Source organism: Methylobacterium sp. WL19 (assembly GCF_008040005.1).
In the GTDB taxonomy this organism is placed as follows: Bacteria; Pseudomonadota; Alphaproteobacteria; order Rhizobiales; family Beijerinckiaceae; genus Methylobacterium; species Methylobacterium bullatum.
Genome location: NZ_VRVC01000248.1, coordinates 1 through 2,346, shown reverse-complemented (window position 1 = coordinate 2,346; position 2,346 = coordinate 1). Strand labels below are relative to the sequence as shown.

Below are 2,346 nucleotides of genomic sequence, written 5' to 3'. Positions count from 1 at the left end.
CCCCCGAGGGCGGCGAGGCCGAGCCCGCCGGCCAGGATCGCGCGGCGGGACGGGGGGAGAGGGGAAGGACGGTGCGTCATCGGATCGGGATCACCCTGTCGCTGGCGGTCGCCCGGAGCCGGTCGCGCGCCGGCATGGACGGGGACCGCCTTCCGGCGACCGTCCGTCGGCGTCACCCGTGTCATGCTATAGGTCGAAGAGTGTGCCTGCCTGCGCAGTCCAAGGCAAGATTTAAAAAAATCTCTACTTTTGAATTGATACAGTCTGTTCTTGCCGTTGCTGCGCCGGAGGCTCTACCGACGCGGCCGCTGCATCTTCACCACGGTGCTCTTGGGGCGGCCGATCGGCTTCAGGGGCGCCTTGGCCTCCAGGGCGGCGCGGGCGAGGTCCTGGGGGCGCGGCGCCCCGTTCGCGATCCGCATCAGGGCCTCGGCCATCTCCTCGATGGTCTGGGCCGCCTCGCCCTCCAGCGTCTCCTCCGCCCGGATGCCGGGCAGTTCGGGCGCGATCTCTTCGGCGGCCTCCCGCAACTGCTCGATGAGTTCGGAGGGGGAGTAGCGGGAGGGAGGTGACTGTGCCATCGGGCGACCATGGCAGCCGCCGGCGGCCTCGACAACCGGGCCGATGGATCGGGACGTCGAACTCAGCTCAACGCTGCACTCCAGGTCAAGCCTTGGACAAACACCTCAACCAGCCTCTCGGCGCGGCGCGCCTCCCCCACGCGGCGGCCCCGTACCGAAGGCACACCAAAACGTAGAGGACATGCACTCAGCCTCGAAAAACATCGGGTCGATGCGGCTCCTTTAAGCGAACCTTTCCCTTGTTCTGGCTTCTCGGTGATAGGAGATGGCGCACTGCGGGGGGCGATCACCGGTGACCATGCGGCCTCAATCATTCCACGACGGCTCCGCGACGGACGCGTCCCGCCCCGAGGGCGATTCCGGCCACGGGCGGCTGAGCCTGAAGGGGCAGGGCGTCGTGAACCTCGCTCTGGCCAAGGGAGAGGGCGCCCCCGTCGACGATCTGCTCGCCGCCTCCGAGGCTCCGGCGAGCCAGATGGCGCTGCCGCTCTGGCTGCTGATGGTGGGGCGGGAGGCGGTCCACAGGCGCTGGGGCCTCGTCACCGGGGCGGGTCTCGTCTGGACGGGGTTCGGCGCCGCCCTCGTGATCGACGCCTTCGACGGGGCCACGCATATTCCCGACCGCTGGTTCGGCCTCCTCCTCGTGGTCGAGGCTGTGGGCGCGTTCCTGCGCGGCCTCGTCGCCACCGGCGCCGCGCGCCGGTTGCGCCTCCTCAAGGCGGCGCTCCTCCTCGTGGTGGCGGTGCTGACGATGCTGGCCTCGTCCTCGAGCACGTTCCTCCTCGCCATGCTGTTCGGGACGGCCTTCCTGTTCGACGGCCTGTCGCGCTTCGCGCTCTCCTATGTGCTCCGCTTTCCGGGCTGGCGCCTGTCGGCGGCGCATGGGGCGCTGGGCGTGGCGCTGGGCATCATCACCCTGCAGCCCTGGCCCACCTGGTACGCCGGCACGGTGGGGTTCTGCATCGGCGCCTTCCTGATGCTGGCGGGGATCAAGGTGGCGATCCTCGGGCTGCGGTTGCGGCGCCCTCCGGCGGCAGCCGGACCGCGCGCCGACGGGGCCGGCACGGACACGCTCACCGTCTATGTCTGGACGCCGACGGGAACGGCCTCGATCCCGGCCCGGCAGCGCCTGGTCCATCGCTACGTCATCTCCGTGAACGGGTCCGGCCACATCTCCACCGGGCACGCGGCCCTGGAACTGGGCGATGGCAGCGGGACGCACGGGAGCCCGCTCTATGTGAGCCATTACCCCGCCGTGGAGATCGACCGCTCCCCCGACAACCTGCGCGCCACCCTGCGGGCCGGCCCGGAGAACAACGTGCCGGGCCGCTTCCTGCCGAGCTACCGCGAGGAGGCGGACGATTGGTGCGAGGCCACCGTCACGGTCACCTTGCACGGCATCGACGGGGCGGGCTTGACGCGCTTCTGGGCCGGCTATCGCCGCGACGCGACCTACAATCTCGTGGGCCGGAACTGCTCCACGGCGGTCGCCCGCGCCCTCGACGCCGCCGTGGAGGGCGCGTTCAGCCGGGCCGGCAAGCCGTGGCGCAGGCTCGCCCAGGCCGCCCTGAGCCCGGAATTCTGGGCGGCCGCCCTCCTGCGCAACGGGGCCGGCGCGATGACGTGGACGCCCGGTCTCGTGCTCGATTACTCGCGGGCGCTCAGCGCCCTCATCGATCCCGTCTCGCCGGTCCCGGCCATCAGCTGGGACGGCGTGAGGCGGCGGCTCCTGCGCAACTGGCGGGCCGAGGCGGTGGCGCGGATG

2 protein-coding genes and 1 pseudogene are annotated in these 2,346 nt (G+C 71.1%); 1 reads left to right on the top strand and 2 read right to left on the bottom strand.

From position 1 onward, the window contains the following. Both FV220_RS25905 and FV220_RS24790 read right to left on the bottom strand, forming a co-directional pair. Positions 1 to 185, bottom strand: a pseudogene (locus tag FV220_RS25905) (hemin ABC transporter substrate-binding protein); the annotation flags it as partial. Positions 186 to 293: 108 nt separating this feature from the next. After that, complete coding sequence (locus tag FV220_RS24790) at positions 294 to 581, bottom strand: hypothetical protein (protein WP_018045622.1); 288 nt, start codon at positions 579 to 581, stop codon at positions 294 to 296. A gap of 298 nt (positions 582 to 879) precedes the next feature. Here FV220_RS24790 and FV220_RS24785 point away from each other — a divergent pair. Next, on the top strand, positions 880 to 2,346 hold a 1,467-nt coding region (locus FV220_RS24785), incomplete at its 3' end, for a DUF4105 domain-containing protein (RefSeq protein WP_147833563.1).